The sequence below is a fragment of the Flavobacterium sp. GW821-FHT12A05 genome, assembly GCF_058807735.1.
Genome location: NZ_JBXAQY010000008.1, coordinates 25828 through 42424 on the forward strand (window position 1 = coordinate 25828; position 16597 = coordinate 42424).

General features: G+C 34.6%; 15 protein-coding genes and 5 tRNA genes. 17 read left to right on the top strand and 3 right to left on the bottom strand.

The annotated features are described in order from the left end of the window. Positions 1 to 27 precede the first annotated feature (27 nt). Positions 28 to 981, top strand: coding sequence for a transketolase family protein (locus AC1RRQ_RS18585; RefSeq protein ID WP_173971178.1), 954 nt, complete (start codon positions 28 to 30; stop codon positions 979 to 981). Positions 982 to 1381: 400 nt separating this feature from the next. Here AC1RRQ_RS18585 and bamM read toward each other — a convergent pair whose 3' ends face one another. After that, positions 1382 to 2539, bottom strand: coding sequence for a BamM family beta-barrel-assembly machinery protein (gene bamM / locus AC1RRQ_RS18590; protein WP_493024511.1), 1158 nt, complete (start codon positions 2537 to 2539; stop codon positions 1382 to 1384). A gap of 79 nt (positions 2540 to 2618) precedes the next feature. Between bamM and AC1RRQ_RS18595 the strand changes: the two genes are divergently transcribed. Together AC1RRQ_RS18595 and AC1RRQ_RS18600 are read left to right on the top strand one after the other, a co-directional pair. Beyond that, positions 2619 to 3008 carry an RNA-binding S4 domain-containing protein gene (locus tag AC1RRQ_RS18595; RefSeq protein ID WP_493024512.1) on the top strand — a complete coding sequence of 130 codons (390 nt, stop codon included), beginning with the start codon at positions 2619 to 2621 and terminating at the stop codon, positions 3006 to 3008. Between the two features lie 148 nt (positions 3009 to 3156). Further along, a complete protein-coding gene (locus AC1RRQ_RS18600) occupies positions 3157 to 3657 on the top strand; it encodes a phosphoribosyltransferase domain-containing protein (protein WP_071634931.1) in 501 nt (166 codons plus the stop codon). On the opposite strand, the gene AC1RRQ_RS18605 is transcribed toward AC1RRQ_RS18600, so the two are convergent. Next, positions 3649 to 4167, bottom strand: a complete 519-nt coding sequence (locus AC1RRQ_RS18605) for a shikimate kinase (RefSeq protein WP_493024513.1) — start codon at positions 4165 to 4167, stop codon at positions 3649 to 3651. The two genes, AC1RRQ_RS18600 and AC1RRQ_RS18605, sit on opposite strands and share 9 nt — an antisense overlap. Positions 4168 to 4294: 127 nt before the next feature. Here AC1RRQ_RS18605 and AC1RRQ_RS18610 point away from each other — a divergent pair. The 4 genes from AC1RRQ_RS18610 (at position 4295) to AC1RRQ_RS18625 (ending at position 4718) form a co-directional block, all read left to right on the top strand. Beyond that, positions 4295 to 4367 (top strand) — tRNA-Lys (locus tag AC1RRQ_RS18610). A 40-nt stretch (positions 4368 to 4407) separates the two neighbouring features. Further along, positions 4408 to 4480 (top strand) — tRNA-Lys (locus tag AC1RRQ_RS18615). A 40-nt stretch (positions 4481 to 4520) separates the two neighbouring features. After that, positions 4521 to 4593 (top strand) — tRNA-Lys (locus AC1RRQ_RS18620). 42 nt (positions 4594 to 4635) lie between these two features. Further along, positions 4636 to 4718 (top strand) — tRNA-Leu (locus tag AC1RRQ_RS18625). 163 nt (positions 4719 to 4881) lie between these two features. On the opposite strand, the gene AC1RRQ_RS18630 is transcribed toward AC1RRQ_RS18625, so the two are convergent. After that, a complete protein-coding gene (locus tag AC1RRQ_RS18630; protein ID WP_493024514.1) occupies positions 4882 to 6822 on the bottom strand; it encodes a right-handed parallel beta-helix repeat-containing protein in 1941 nt (646 codons plus the stop codon). Between the two features lie 450 nt (positions 6823 to 7272). Here AC1RRQ_RS18630 and AC1RRQ_RS18635 point away from each other — a divergent pair, with 450 nt between their 5' ends. From AC1RRQ_RS18635 to AC1RRQ_RS18680, 10 genes are all read left to right on the top strand, one after another. Then, positions 7273 to 7536, top strand: a complete 264-nt coding sequence (locus tag AC1RRQ_RS18635) for a hypothetical protein (RefSeq protein WP_493024515.1) — start codon at positions 7273 to 7275, stop codon at positions 7534 to 7536. 317 nt (positions 7537 to 7853) lie between these two features. Continuing rightward, positions 7854 to 7926 (top strand) — tRNA-Lys (locus tag AC1RRQ_RS18640). A 325-nt stretch (positions 7927 to 8251) separates the two neighbouring features. Then, complete coding sequence (locus tag AC1RRQ_RS18645) at positions 8252 to 9817, top strand: C1 family peptidase (protein ID WP_493024516.1); 1566 nt, start codon at positions 8252 to 8254, stop codon at positions 9815 to 9817. A gap of 213 nt (positions 9818 to 10030) precedes the next feature. Then, positions 10031 to 10531 carry a tetratricopeptide repeat protein gene (locus AC1RRQ_RS18650; protein WP_493024517.1) on the top strand — a complete coding sequence of 167 codons (501 nt, stop codon included), beginning with the start codon at positions 10031 to 10033 and terminating at the stop codon, positions 10529 to 10531. A gap of 204 nt (positions 10532 to 10735) precedes the next feature. Next, entirely contained in the window at positions 10736 to 11635 is a 900-nt protein-coding gene (locus AC1RRQ_RS18655) for a MerR family transcriptional regulator (protein ID WP_493024518.1), read from the top strand. Positions 11636 to 11672: 37 nt separating this feature from the next. Then, the gene (gene crtID, locus AC1RRQ_RS18660; protein ID WP_493024519.1) at positions 11673 to 13139 is read left to right on the top strand and encodes a bifunctional phytoene desaturase/3,4-desaturase; all 1467 of its coding nucleotides are present in this window, start codon (positions 11673 to 11675) and stop codon (positions 13137 to 13139) included. A 3-nt stretch (positions 13140 to 13142) separates the two neighbouring features. Next, positions 13143 to 13982, top strand: coding sequence for a phytoene/squalene synthase family protein (locus AC1RRQ_RS18665; RefSeq protein ID WP_493024520.1), 840 nt, complete (start codon positions 13143 to 13145; stop codon positions 13980 to 13982). Positions 13983 to 14069: 87 nt separating this feature from the next. After that, the gene (locus AC1RRQ_RS18670; protein WP_493024521.1) at positions 14070 to 14510 is read left to right on the top strand and encodes a sterol desaturase family protein; all 441 of its coding nucleotides are present in this window, start codon (positions 14070 to 14072) and stop codon (positions 14508 to 14510) included. 136 nt (positions 14511 to 14646) lie between these two features. After that, positions 14647 to 15111: an SRPBCC family protein gene (locus AC1RRQ_RS18675; protein WP_493024522.1), complete on the top strand. Its 465-nt coding sequence runs from the start codon at positions 14647 to 14649 to the stop codon at positions 15109 to 15111. Positions 15112 to 15282: 171 nt separating this feature from the next. Next, the gene (locus AC1RRQ_RS18680; RefSeq protein ID WP_493024523.1) at positions 15283 to 16578 is read left to right on the top strand and encodes a cryptochrome/photolyase family protein; all 1296 of its coding nucleotides are present in this window, start codon (positions 15283 to 15285) and stop codon (positions 16576 to 16578) included. The last annotated feature ends 19 nt before the right edge of the window (positions 16579 to 16597 follow it).

Here is a 16597-nt window from a genome sequence, read left to right on the forward strand (position 1 = left end):
AGCCTATTGCATATAGCAAAAAACAAAATGAAAAAATACGAAAATACAGGAAGTAAAGATACTCGTTCTGGTTTTGGAGCGGGAATGACTGAATTAGGTCAAAAAAACGAAAACGTTGTGGCATTATGTGCTGATTTAATTGGATCATTAAAATTTGATGATTTCAAAAAAAATCATCCAGAGCGTTTTTTCCAAATTGGAATCGCAGAAGCTAACATGATTGGTATCGCTGCAGGTTTAACAATTGGAGGAAAAATTCCTTTCACAGGAACTTTCGCTAACTTCTCAACAGGAAGAGTTTACGATCAAATTCGTCAATCTGTTGCTTACTCAGATAAAAATGTGAAAATCTGTGCTTCTCACGCTGGTTTAACACTAGGAGAAGATGGTGCAACTCACCAAATCTTAGAAGATATCGGATTAATGAAAATGTTACCAGGAATGACTGTAATCAATACTTGCGATTACAACCAGACTAAAGCTGCAACTTTAGCATTGGCAGATCATCATGGTCCAGCTTATTTACGTTTCGGTCGTCCGGTTGTACCTAACTTTACTCCTGCTGACGAACCATTCGTAATTGGAAAAGCAATTTTACTAAACGAAGGAACTGACGTAACAATTGTTGCAACAGGACATTTAGTTTGGGAAGCTCTTATTGCTGCAGAAGCTTTAGAAGCAAAAGGAATTTCTGCCGAAGTAATCAACATCCACACAATTAAACCTCTTGATGAAGAGGCAATTCTTAAATCGGTTGCAAAAACAAGATGTATAGTTACTGCCGAAGAGCACAACTACCTTGGAGGTCTTGGAGAAAGTGTTTCTGGAGTATTAGCTCTAAACAACCCAACTCCGCAAGAATTTGTAGCTGTAAACGATAGTTTTGGTGAATCTGGAACTCCAGAGCAATTAATGGAAAAATACAAATTAAACAATCAAGCCATTGTTGAAGCTGTAGAAAGAGTGATCAAAAGAAAATAATTTTTTACTTTTCTTACTTTATAAAAAAAACCTCGAAATTGAATTTCGAGGTTTTTTAGTTTTTATTAGTACCAAGACATCTCCATAGAAATTTGCGAAGCTGGAATTACACCATCAATACTACGAACTATTGAACCAGTAATGAAGAAATTAACATCTGATATATAAGATACAGTGAATAATTCTTACTAGACTGAATAATATCATTTAAATCAATCGTTTCATTGTACAAATCCACTACGTGTCTAAACCTGACACCAATAACATTGATTAACATACAGTACTTAACCCACAAACCTTAACATAATATTATAATTTCGCCACCTAACTATTTTTTTAATTGAAAGCATAAAAAAACCTCGAAATTGAATTTCGAGGTTTTTATCTATTTCTAAAATCATTACGGTTTTGCCGAATGGTGATCTTTGTCTACGTGAATTCTAATTCTTCCCGGAGAAGTATAATCTATTTCTCCAGATGCTGAAAACGCAGGAATACCATGTCTTTCTGTTTCATCTACGTTAGGAGTCGCTGGATTATCCGGAACTGGATCATAAGGATAATATTTACTTAAACCAGAAACCGCAGGATCTAAATCATAACTTGGTTTAGTAATTTCAAATCTTGTGCTATAACCATCTCCGTCATCATCTTGATCTAAGAAATCTGGAATTCCATCACCATCAGTATCATCAGGATTAACCGGTTTATTAGGATACAAAGTTGTATTTCTATAATCACGAACATAACCATCATGATTCAAATCTTCTTGATAATCATAAACTCCATCAGGATTTGGGATAATTGCTCCATTAGAAACATTATATTCATGATCCATTCTTTTATAGCTGTATAATTTAATACTAAAAATTAAAGGAGCATAAGCAGGAATGTTACTTGCACCTGGAGGCGAAGCATAATACCCTAATCCAGAAGGAAGGAATAATACACCTGCACCAAAATTATCATATTTCGCGCTTCCATCAGGATTTGTTGACGAATCACCTGTTTTAAACTGAGGAAAAAGTTCGCTCCAACCCATAATTGTACCAAACAAATCTAAAGGAGATTGCGGAAACTTAACTTCTTCGAATTGAGTTGTTTTTACATATTCTGGATCCTTAGCGGTTTTTTCTACACGAGTTAAATATTCCCCTTTATAAGCTGTAAGTACAGCATCTGTATTCATTGGCGAAGTTCCTGTACCTTCTCTTAAAACTAAATAATAAGTTTTATAAAGAATTCCATGCAAGTCGATATCCCTTCTTAATAATTTAGGATACGAAGCACTATTTAAATAAGACATTATAGAAGGCTGTGAGGCCGGATCTGTAATCTTTGTAAATGTAACATCCTGATCTGTTTGGTTACCCGGACTTTGAGTTACAGTAAAGTAATAGGTATTTAAATATTCTTCAATATTTGCGTTATCAACATTATATTGCTCCTGATAATCTCTTAGAGGTATTAATACAACATCATCATCATCACTTTTTTTACAAGATACAATCGTAACTCCCGCAAGTAATAAAATAAAATAATATTTAAATTTATTCATTATTGTTAATTTTTTAGGTGCGCAAGATACAATATTGATTTATTTTTGTAAAGAATTTAACTTGGATTTTAGAAAAATTATGAGAATAGATAAATACTTATGGTGCGTTCGTTATTACAAGACCAGAAACATGGTAACTGAGGCTTGTAAAAAGAACCATATTACCGTAAACGGACAGGTTGCAAAACCATCAAAAGAAGTCTTTCCTACTGATAGAATCACTTTTAGAAAAGATCAAATTACACAAATTATAACCGTACTCGATATTCCGGAAAGCCGCGTTGGAGCTAAACTTGTAGATATTTACCGCAAGAACGAAACACCGCCGGAAGCTTATGCACATTTAGAACTGCTTAAACTTTCTAAAGAGCATTATAGGAAAAGCGGTACAGGAAGACCAACCAAAAAAGACCGACGCGATATTGACGAATACGGAAATGACATTATTGACGAAGAAGACGAAAATTAAATTTCAAATGTTTAAATTCCAAATTCCAAAACAAACAAAACAATTAAACTTTAAATCCCAAACCATCTAAAATCAAAACCTCAACATTCGAATTTAGGTTTTCAAAAATTGGAATTTAAATTAATTATATTAGCAAAAAAATAAAATCATGAGCAAAAACATCATCTTAACCAATCAGGAAATCGAACACAAAATAAAACGTATCGCTTATCAAATCTACGAAACATTTGTTGACGAAGAAGAAGTTGTAATTGCCGGAATTGCTTCTAACGGATCTATTTTTGCAGAAAAACTAGCTGCCGCTCTAAGCAATATCTCTACACTTAAAGTATCACTTTGCGAAGTAAAAATCGACAAACAAAATCCGCAGTCGCCTATTCAGACTTCTCTAAAGAAAGAAGAATACGAAAACAAAGGATTAGTATTAGTTGATGATGTGCTAAATTCTGGAACTACATTAATATATGCTGTTCGTCATTTCCTTGACGTACCGTTAAAGAAATTCAAAACGGCGGTACTTGTAGACAGAAATCATAAAAAATACCCTGTAAAGGCCGATTTTAAAGGAATCTCTCTGTCTACATCTTTATTAGAGCATGTTCAGGTTGTATTTGACAAAAACGAAGGCAATCACGCCTTTTTAAGCTAGGATTTTCAAAATATCCTCAACCGTTTCATCGACCGTTTTATTATCAACCACAACCTTGTATTGCGCGTGGTTGTAATAAAAGCTTCTGTCGAACAAATGCTTTGCAATAAACTCTTTCATTTCCTCCTCGTCCATATCTGCAATTAACGGACGTTTACTTTTATTATATACTAATCTATTATACAAAGTATCAATTGAAGCTTTAAGATAAATAGAATCGATATCCTCTCTTTGCAATAATAAATGATTATTGGCATAACAAGGAGTTCCTCCGCCTAAACCAATAATACTATTTTCTGGAGATTGAAGTAATTCTAAGAACATTTCGTGCTCTAACTTGCGAAAATGAATTTCTCCAAACTGCTCAAAAATCTCTTTTATCGATAAATTTGCTTTTTTTTCGATGCAAACATCTAAATCTAAAAAGGGAATATTGGTGATTTTAGACAAATTTTGGGCAATCGTAGACTTTCCGCAACCCATATAACCTAACAGTACAATTTTTTTCATATTAATAAAACCTTATAAACTAAGCAATTGGAAACTTTTCCAAAAAAAAGACAAATTTATAATAAAATCGCTTGGAAACTTCAAAAAAAACTCCTTATATTTGCACCCGCATTCAAGAAACGAATATGACTCGATAGCTCAGTCGGTAGAGCACATCACTTTTAATGATGGGGTCCTGGGTTCGAGCCCCAGTCGGGTCACAAAATTTGTGATTAACAAAATAAGTTTCTTGAAAGCAATGACTCGATAGCTCAGTCGGTAGAGCACATCACTTTTAATGATGGGGTCCTGGGTTCGAGCCCCAGTCGGGTCACAAAATTTGTGATTAACAAAATAAGTTTCTTGAAAGCAATGACTCGATAGCTCAGTCGGTAGAGCACATCACTTTTAATGATGGGGTCCTGGGTTCGAGCCCCAGTCGGGTCACAAAAAGGTCGAGTATTAATTTACTTGACCTTTTTTATTTTAGGCCATGTGGAGAAACGGTAGACTCGCCATCTTGAGGGGGTGGTGCTCGTAAGGGCGTGAGGGTTCAAATCCCTCCATGGTCACAAGAAAATTAAAAAGCCTGTAAAGTATTGACTTTACAGGCTTTTTTTGGTTCAACAAAATCGTCGCTATTTTTGAATAATTGACAAACCTTTGTGGCTGTTGATTTTACACGGCCTATCTTGTAACTACTTCTTTAACACAGACGACGTGTTTTCCAACCTCTTATTCTGTAATTTTCACCTGCATCTCAGAATCATACGTCTCATTTCCATTCACTCGGTAGCGCACAGCAACTTGTGTGTCCTTCGTGATATTGTTCGCTTTCACATTGATCAAGAAACTTCCATCAGTGTTCACCGTTGCATTTTTAATACCAACACCATTAATAACGACCATCACAATCTGATAACGCCCTTGGTTATTCACCAACATGCCCTTAATATTCGTTTCACCAACCTTATAATCCGCATATCCCGTGTATAAATTCCCAATAAAAGGCGTCACTGGATTCGGAAGCTCAAGCGGCGCAATTCTTAGCGTCGACGGCATCGTATTATTTAGCACACGCGTCATATCCGTCTTCTTTGTACCAGAATTCCCCCAAATCAAGAGATTATTAATATAGTTCGAAGTCGCCGTATCCGCAACCGTTACCCATCCATTGATTTGCTTATCCCAAGAAACCATATTATCCGTGACACTAAGTAGCTCCACAGGATTTCGAACCTCAATCATTACCTTATAATAGTTATCTACCAATCCATCCACATCAAAAAGATTGTTCTCAATACTGATACCACGCGACTTATTCACCTCACCCGTCAAAATTCGAATCGGATAGCGAATCCTGCCACTCGCATTGAAATCATTGTTTTTAATAATAATATTTTTCGGCGTCGTTTTCACACCTTGACGATCCCGTTCGTACAGCGCTATAAACGCAAAATTATCATAGCTATCCAACTGAACAAAATTATTTGTAACCCGCACATTTTCCGCGCCTGACAAACGAATTGCCGTGTAACCCGTCATATTTTTCTGTAACGTTGCGTCTAAACTATCTGCCACAATTTTATCATTATTATCCGTCTGCACCTCATGCTGCAAACTTAAATCCGTTGCTTGAGGATTCTTCTTTGTTCTCTCGATATTATTGATTTGAATATTGCTCGGATTATATTTATTACCGCCCTCACCACTTATAAGGCGGTTGCTATTAATGATAATATTATTATTCGCGGCACCATAACTATCAATTCCACCATCCACCATCGATTTCCGATCATCCACTGAATATTCCATGTTGGCCGGCGCATAAAAGTGCTGCGTACCATAGCGCTGCATCCAATCCTTGATCTCATTCCCAATAATCGAGATCTGCTTCGCACCACTACCACCATTCCCGCGATACATCACGATGCCCGCACGACCAACATTTCTAATATTATTCTTCTCGATAATCATCGTTTGACAATACTCCAGAGCAATCCCACTCTGCAAATTAGAATTTCGAATTTCCGAGTTTTTCACCGAACCATTTTTAATACCACCCAAATAAATAATCGAGTTCGCCTGCTCATTCCCGTCCGCAATAATGTTGTCTATTTGGATATTATCAAGGAGTTCGTAAGGCTCAGCAAGCGATGTACCATCATCCTTATAAGCACCTGCAAAATTAATCAGCGAAAACGCGTAAGCATGTCCACTCATAATGACTGGATCAATCTCATACCTAATGCTGATATCACGAATCAACACGTTCTTTATGTAGTTAGGGTCCACAATATTCGCCGCCTCTGTCGTCAAACCTTGGCTAGGGGCTGTAAAAACGAGTTCACTATCTTTCGCATTCATCGTTGCTCCTTTGATAATTACATTAGATGGGATTTTTAAAGTATTATCAACGTAATATTTTCCTGACCCAAACTGAATCGTCGTGATGTCCTCGTTAGAATTAATCACTTCCAATATTTTCGCCCATCCAAGCGTGTTAGTAGTTGCCACAGCCTTATTGTCCTTCTCCATAAAACGATCCACCTGAATCATCTCAGCCACCTGTGTCTTGTCCGGAAGTGATAATGCAAAGTTTTTTAAAATTGCATCGTTTGATTGCCTACCACTTTCAAGTTCAATAAATCCGTTGTCTTTATTCGAAATATCCATAACATTTTTTTTTGTTTACGTTTATTTTTTTTAAATAACATTTAACACCCTGTACCACAGCGGGTTTCATACTAAATTAAGCCCTATTCTCGGATTTGCCAATGCGAAGTACAAAACCAACTTTCTATTAAGTCTATTTCCCTAATCCGTTGCAGCAACTGTTGGCTGTTGGCTCTTCTAATGTTATTTATAAATGTTTGTTCGTTTTTTTTTATTTCTGCCCATTGTAACACTAATGAATCTTTTTTGTTTAAGTCGCAAATATTGTTTATAAGAACTTTTTTAGCAAAAATAGGATTTTTATTCCATAAAATATTTATTAATTAAATATTTTTCTTATTAAAATAAATAGAAATTCGGTGGTTTTGCTACTTTGATGAATTAGCGGGAACCCGATTCCAACCAATAATGATTCTTGTAATAACTATACTTCTAAAAGTGATACAGCACTTGAAAAAAACTATTGCAAATCCAAAACCTCCAAAAAACAGTAGACCTCCTCGAATATTATTTATAGGAAATAACCAGACAGAATATTTTGTAAGTACTCCAATACTGTTTAAGGAATTATGCAATGCAAACAACTTTTCAATAAATGCAGATCAATTAATAACCGTAGGTGTTTCATTACAAAAAGTTTATGAGACCAATAAAACAGAAGCCAGTCAATTTTTTTCCAGTAGAGATATAGAGGATTATTATTATCTATTTTAATTACTCAAGTCTTCTAAAACCCTCAGCAGTACTGAGGGAAGTATGAGCATAAAATCTATAGTTCTATTAAGTCAAATTTTATTTCATAAGTCTTGATAATCAAATGCTTTTCTTTTCAAGCCTCTGTAAAGTCGTTTAAAATCTGGAAATCTTCTAATAAAAGGTTCGAATTTTGCACCAAGAAGTTCACTAAAAAAATTAGGACTCTATTTTATTATAAAACAGAGCTTTATAATTTATTACAAAATTCATTGCAAAAAAGGCTTTGCAAACTAAATAAAGTCCTTATATTTGCACCCTCGTTGAAGAAAGCAACAGACTCGATAGCTCAGTCGGTAGAGCACATCACTTTTAATGATGGGGTCCTGGGTTCGAGCCCCAGTCGGGTCACAAAAGGTCAAGTATTAATTTACTTGGCCTTTTTTCATTTTAGACCATATCAAGAAACAGCAGTCTCGCCATTTTGAATATGGCAATCCCAAGGCAATATCAAAATCCCTGCGTTTTTAATCTAGGCACTAGTAAAAAACTCAACAACACAATAGATTTTCTCTTTTCATGATTACCCATATTCACAGACATCTTAGTTATTAGTCTATGCAAACACAATAATTTTGTAGTCCTTTTTTTATTCATTTAAAAATTAAATGTAAGTAAAATAGTATATTTAATGATTTTATTTGTATTATTGTGTAAATTATTAAACTACATAACCATGAAAACAAAATTTTTAAAATTCACTGGCGCACTATTTGCTTTCCTATTGGTTCAATCTTGTCAAAAAGATGAACTTCCTCAAAATGCGGAAAATTACAATTCATTAAATAAAAATCGACCTACTGGGTACATCCCATCTACACCAGAAGAACTGGCACAAATTAAAACATTAAACCTCTCCTCGCTCACCAAAAAAGAAGTTCTACCTTCTAAATTTTCACTACCAGAATTACCTGTTGCTCTTAATCAAGGTGCAAAAGGCTCTTGCGTAGCATATTCTATTGCCCACGCACGTACTATTCTGAATTCTGAATCAAAAATTTTAGCAGATGGAACTCCAAACTACGAAGCTTATGCAAGTGGGGACTATCTATTTGAAAAATATAAAACATATTTAAATAGCTGTAACGGCATTACCTTTATTAATGGTCTGGATGCATTAAAAACAGAAGGTACACCGAGTTATGCCGATATGGGACTTGTATTATGCGGCACTCTTCCAACACCAGAACAAGAAAAAAAAGCTTCAAAAAATAGAATAAATGACTACTACAGACTTCAATCTAATAATGATAAGCCAGAACTTGAAGAAATCAAAAGACAAATTGCAAATGGAAACCCTGTGTTAATAGGAATACCTATAGATCAAGATTTTTCATCGTCTAATCTGAGATTGTGGGATTTAAACAATTCGAATAATATTGATCAGCACGCAGTTGTTCTAACTGGTTATGACGATGAAAAACAAGCTTTTAGACTTCTTAACTCATGGGGATCGAACTGGGGCAACAATGGATACATATGGGCTACTTATAGAAAAATAGAAAAAGTAATAACATCAGACACATATATACTTGAAAAGGATAATCCTTTATCTTATAAAAATGCATCTTCAGCTTTTGTTTACCTAACTAAAAATATAAATAATCCTGCCGATAATATAGACTTTTTATCAAACCAAATGCCTTCATTTATCAATAATGGAGAATTAAACTGGAATAATAATTTAGTAAAATCTTACTATGACCAATACGATAATCCTGTTTTAAGTTTAAGCTATTTTACTCCTGCAAATGAAGGTATTGATGTAACTGGAGATTTAACTTTTGAAATAAGACTAAAAATTACATCAAAAAAAGGTTCAAATTACCCTGCTAACATAGAAAAAGGAATTGAACTAGAGTTATGGAACGGCGCTTATGGAGGAAAGAACCAAACTATAACTTGTAATATTCCTGTAGAAGGAAACACTAAAGAATCTATTTTTAAGAACGACTTAGGTGAAATCTATAAATATGTAGCATACACATATTTAACACCTCCAACTGTCAACAATATATTTGAAAGATATAAAACTATTAGATTTACCATTAAAAATGGGCAGTTTTATTTCAACAATAGCAGCAATCGCTTTCCTACAGGCATAAATAGACTGAGAACTTTTTACATTAAAAACATAGGCACCTTAGGTGCTATTACTGATGTACGAGTTTATAAAAACGGAAAACAAATAGGCATAGATACTTTTGACGGAACTATACCATGGTTACAATGGTTTGAATAATACAAAACAAATCCGGAAATAAAAAGATCTAACCTGACAACATCTAATTCCAAATAAAAGCACAATTCTAATTTTTAAGGATTGTGCTTTTTATTTTTTTAATGCATCTACAATATATTTTTAATCAAAATTTTACAAAAAATTCAAGTAGAAGAATAAAACTTCCCTAAATTCGTTTACAGAATAATTAACCCACTAATCCCAAATTAGTTTATGAAAAACCTACTATTGATATCCTTTATGGTGATATCCTGCTCTTCCTGGGCACAATCTGCAACAGCTTATTTCGACAAAGCCATGAAAAAAGCCGAAGCCGGCAACACAAAAGGCGCTATCGCCGATTACACAAAAGCCATTAGCATGAATTCTAAATTTGTAGAAGCCTACCAGAACCGAGGTGTTGCTAAATTCAAACTAAACGATCTAAAAGGCGCTCAGGCTGATTTTAGCAAAACAATCGACTTAGACAGCATGAATGCCGATGCTTTTACAGGCAGAGCCAATGTTAACTACAAATTAGAAAACTACCAGGGAACCATTGAAGACTGCACTTCATCTCTTGGTTTAAATCCTAAAGACTACATTGCCTATAATTTAAGAGGATTAGCCTACAATAAAATTGGAGACAAAAAAAATGCGTGCAAAGATTTCTCTAAAGCAGTTGAATTAGGAAGCCAAAGCGCTTCAAAAAACAGAGCCACGTTCTGTAAATAACAAAAGACCAAACATTCAAAAAGCAATCTGTAAAACTTTATTTACAGATTGCTTTTTTATATAATATAAAATCTTTCAAATCATTTTTTTCGTACATAAACAAAAATCCAAAAGCGCCGTAAACCGCTAAGAATCTACGAATTTTAACAAGTTTCATTTATTTTTTGAGATTTTGTTTTACTTTTGTTCACCTAATCGAAAAAAATGATAAACAACATAAAAACTGTTTTCAGTATAAAAGATCTCGAGAATTTATCCGGCATAAAAGCACACACAATACGTATTTGGGAAAAAAGATACAACATCTTAGAACCAATGCGCACAGACACCAATATCAGGCTTTATAACTTGCAGAACTTACAGAAACTTTTAAACATTACTTTATTACACGAATACGGTTATAAAATTTCTAAAATCGCAACTTATCCGGACGAAAAGATTCCGCAGTTAGTTCGTGAAATAATCTCAAAGAAAAATTCTCAAAACTACGCCATCACCTCTTTTAAAATGGCAATGATGAATTTCGATCAGGAATTGTTTTTCAATACTTTTGACTGGCTTATTTCTGAAAAAACATTCAAAGAAGTTTTTAAAGATCATTTTTTACCTTTATTAAAAGAATTAGGATTGTTGTGGCAGTCTGAAACCATTACGCCTGCAAATGAGCACTTCATGAGCCATTTGATCAAGCAGAAAATCTTAATTTACACAGAAAGCCTGCAAATTCAGAAACCAACAAAAACAGATAGAATTTTTGTTCTTTCACTTCCTCTAAATGAAATTCATCAAATAGGGTTACTTTACCTTCAATATGAAATCCTATCAAGAGGATACAAAACCATCTATCTTGGCGAAAGCATGCCAATCGAAAACCTGCAGGATTTAACCAAACATTTCGAGAACATTACTTTTGTTTCATTCATGACCATACAGCCGGATCGCAGCGTAATAAACCAATATGTAAAATCGATGGGACAAAAATTACTGCAAAAAAACAACGAAATCTGGCTTATGGGTAAAATGGTAGAACATATCGACCCAAAGGTTTTAACAGAAAGAATCCGAATTTTTGATTCGATGGAAGAAACAATGGATTCTATATAATTATTTTGTTTAAAGTTTTTGTATATTTGTTAAACAAATGACAAAAACTATCGCGATAATAGGATCAGGCTTCTCTTCGTTAGCCGCTTCATGTTACTTGGCACAACAAGGAAACAAGGTCACTATTTATGAAAAAAATCCATCTATTGGAGGTCGTGCCAGACAGTTTAAAAAAGACGGCTTTACATTCGACATGGGACCAAGCTGGTATTGGATGCCAGATGTTTTTGATCGTTTTTTCAGTGATTTCAATAAACAAACCTCTGATTACTACGAACTCATAAAACTAAATCCGGCCTATCGGGTTTATTTTGGCATAAATGACTTCATTAGTATTTATGACAATTTAGAAGAAATCAAAACCACATTTGAAAGTATCGAAAAAGGGAGCGGGCAAAAACTCGAAAACTTTATCAATCAAGCCAAAAGCAATTACGACATTGCAATAAAAGAGTTAGTTTATCGTCCCGGAGTTTCTCCACTAGAATTAATAACAAAAGAAACTGCTTTAAAACTCAATCAGTTTTTGGGTAATGTAAGCACTGATATCCGCAAGAAATTCAAGAACGAAAGACTAATTCAGATTCTTGAATTTCCTGTTCTATTTCTTGGAGCAAAACCAACCAAAACGCCGTCATTTTACAATTTCATGAATTATGCCGATTTTGGCTTAGGAACCTGGCATCCTAAAACCGGAATGTTTGACGTTATTCGCGGAATTGAAAAATTAGCTTTAGAACTTGGCGTTACCATCAAAACCAATTCATCAATTGAAAAAATAATTGTCGAAAACAAAACCGCATCAGGAATTGTCATTAACGGCCAAATTATAAAAGCGGACATTATTTTAAGCGGCGCCGATTACGAACATACCGAATCGTTGCTGGAAGAAGAACATCGCGCTTATTCTGAAAAGTATTGGCAGAGCCGAATCTTCGCCCCTTCTTCTCTCCTGTTTTTTATTGGCTTCAATAAAAAAGTAGAAAACATTTCGCATCACGCTTTATTTTTTGATACCGATTTTAATCAACATGCAATAGATATTTACGACAATCCAAAATGGCCCGAAGCACCGCTGTTTTATGCCAATTTTCCATCAAAAACAGATTTAACCGCAGCACCAGACGGAATGGAAACCGGATTTTTCTTAATTCCGCTTGCACCCGGAATTGAAGATACCAAAGCATTGCGAGAAGAATATTTCGAAAAAATAATCACTCGTTTTGAACAGCTTACACAACAGGAAATCAGAAATAGCATTATATTTAAAGAGTCATTTTGTAAAAACGACTTTGTAACAGATTATAATGCTTATAAAGGAAATGCATACGGAATGGCCAATACCCTATTGCAAACTGCATTTTTAAGACCCAAATTAAAAAGTAAAAAAGTCAGGAATTTATATTTTACAGGACAATTAACCGTTCCTGGTCCAGGTGTTCCGCCTGCCTTAATTTCAGGAAAACTAGCAGCTGAATTAATTCAAAAATCTTTAAGATCTTAAAAAATGAAATCACTATTCGACGCCGTTTCTTTTAAATGCAGTAAATTGGTTACCAAAAATTACAGCTCTTCTTTTTCGATTGCTGTAAAAATGCTGTCACCAAGCATTCGCGATGCTATTTACAGCATTTACGGATTTGTTCGCTTTGCCGATGAAATTGTAGACTCCTTTCATGATTATGAAAAAGAATACCTTATTGACGATTTCGAAAAAGAATACTACAAAGCAATGCAGCTTGGCATCAGCTTAAATCCTATTTTAAATTCTTTTCAGCATACCGTAAAACAATATAATATTACCGACGATTTAGTTCAGGCTTTTCTAAAAAGCATGAAACTCGATCTTATAAAAACAACTTACGACACTCAAACCGAATACGCCGATTATATTTACGGCTCGGCAGATGTCGTGGGTTTAATGTGCTTAAAAGTTTTTGTTTCGGGAAAAGAACACAAATACGAACAATTAAAAAACGAAGCCATGCGTTTAGGATCGGCTTTTCAGAAAGTGAATTTCCTAAGGGATTTAAAAGACGATAATACAATTTTAAACCGAACCTATTTTCCGGGTGTTAACCTCAACAATTTCAACGAAGAGGCAAAAGCGCAGATTATAAAAGAAATCGAAGAAGATTTCCGCATTGCCTATCAAGGAATTGTAAAACTCCCAATCGAAGCTAAATTTGGCGTTTATACCGCTTATGTCTATTACAGAAAACTATTGACAAAACTAAAAAACACGCCTTATTACGAAATTGGAAATTCCAGAATCCGCGTTTCCAACTACACAAAAGCCGGGCTTTTAGCGCAGTCTTTTGTAACTTACAAATTAAAAATGGTTTAATCTCGACAACAGTTTGTCATTGCGAGGAACGAAGCAATCACATTTGTAAAATCAAACAACTATTATAACAAATTCAAAACATAAAAAATGATTTCTTTTTTAGTCTTTTTAGGCGTTTTTCTGTTTATGGAATGTGTAACCTGGCTTACTCATAAATACGTAATGCACGGTTTTATGTGGTATTTTCACGCAGATCATCATCAGCCAAAATACGAACATACTTTTGAGCGCAACGACATTTTCTTTGTCATTTTTGCCATTCCAAGTATTCTTTTATTCTATTTTGGTGTTCAGGGCGGATTCAATTATTTGTTTTTCATTGCCTGTGGGGTTACGCTTTATGGAGCCTGCTATTTTTTAATTCACGATGTCTTGATACATCAGCGTTTTAAATGGTTCAAAAACACCAAAAACAAATACCTCATCGGACTTAGGAAAGCACATAAAATACATCATAAACACCTTCAAAAAGAAAAAGGAGAATGTTTCGGAATGCTGTTTGTGCCTTTTAAATATTATAAAATGTAGCATTATTTGGGCGTTCCCCGTCGCGGCGGGTCGGGCTTTTCGTTCCCGCTTCCCGATGAAAAATCGGGAGAGCTCCACTGCAATCCCTAACGCTCACGTATTACAAGAAACATTTGTAACAATTGATTTATAAAAAATGAAAGTATATAAATTAGAAGCCGTACAACATATAAACGCCAGTATCGAAGAATGTTGGAATTTTTTCTCCAGCCCAAAAAACCTTCAAATTATAACACCCGATACCATGAGTTTCGAAATCCAGGATTTTGACAACAAACGTATGTATCCCGGACAAGTTATTACCTATACTTTAAAACCACTTTTAGGAATTAGAATCAACTGGATGACGATCATTACAATTTCGCAGCAAAATGAATATTTTGTAGACGAACAACGTTTTGGTCCATACACATTATGGCATCACAAACACTTTTTTGAACCAGCACCAGACAACGGAACCAAAATGACAGATGTTGTTCATTACGCGCTTCCGCTAGGCTTTCTCGGCCGAATCATGAATCGTTTAGTAGTAAAGAACAAACTCAAAAGCATTTTTGATTTCCGTTACAAAAAAATCGAAGAATTGTTTAATTCAAAATAATTTTGTGCATATTTTTTTCACGCAGATTTCACAGATTTAAGCAGATCGATGCAAATTAATTTTTAAATATAATCAAAAAATAAAATCTGCTTAAATCTGCAAAATCTGCGTGAAACAAAAAATCTAAACATAACAATCTCTCGCAAAAAACAAAAAGTAGAATTCATTATAATGACAAAACAAAAAGTTTCCTTTTTCTGGTTCAGACGTGATTTACGTTTAGAAGACAATACAGGATTATTTCACGCCTTACAATCGGATTTTCCTGTAATCCCTTTATTTATTTTTGATGATGACATTCTGGATAATCTTCCAAAAAACGATGCCCGAGTGAGTTTTATATACGATTCACTTCAAAAAATAAATACAGAACTAAATGCATTTGAATCTTCGATTTTAATTAAAAAAGGAAAAACAAATGAAGTCTGGAAATCACTCATAACCGAATTCGATATTCAAAACATATTCTTCAACAAAGATTACGAACCATTTGCCATTAAAAGAGACTCCTCGATTTGTTCTCTATTAAAAGAAAACAACATCGAATGTTTTTCATTTAAAGACCACGTTATATTCGAAGAAAAAGAAATTACAAAAGCCGACGGACTTCCGTATACCGTTTATACACCTTATAAAAACAAATGGCTCGAGAAATATCACTTATCAGGCGCAGCACCTGAATCTGATTTTACTCCCTTTCAGTCTAATTTCGCAAAAAATCAATTTCCATTTCCTGATTTAGCCGTAATTGGTTTTGAAAGAAGCACTATAAAAGTACAACCGCATAACTTAACACAAATTGCCAATTATAAAGAAACCAGAGATTTCCCGGCACTTGACAGCACCTCTTATCTTTCGCCTCATTTGCGTTTTGGAACTGTAAGCATTCGTAAATTAGCAAACTGGGCCAATAGAAAAAATCAAACTTTTTTAAGCGAATTGATCTGGAGAGAATTCTTTATTCAAATTTTGTTCAGTTTTCCTAATTGTGTCAATCACAATTTCAAATCGGCTTACGACGGAATCCAATGGAAAAATAACGAAGAAGATTTCAAACGCTGGTGTTCCGGAACAACCGGATATCCAATGGTAGATGCCGGAATGCGTCAGCTAAACGAAACAGGTTATATGCATAATCGTGTTCGTATGGTTGTGGCGAGTTTTCTATGCAAACACTTATTGATTAACTGGCAGTGGGGCGAAGCTTATTTTGCCGAAAAACTGTTAGATTTCGAATTGGCTTCAAACGTAGGAAACTGGCAATGGGCAGCAGGAACAGGTTGCGACGCTGCACCGTATTTCAGGGTTTTTAACCCGGAAATCCAGCAAAAGAAATTTGACGAAAAAGGCCAATACATCCGCAAGTGGATTCCTGAATTTGATTTTGGTTACAACGAACCTATGGTCGATCATGCCTTTGCAAGAGATCGTGCGATTGCGACTTATAAGGCGGGAATTTTGAAGTAGTTTTTTTGTTTCAGGTTTC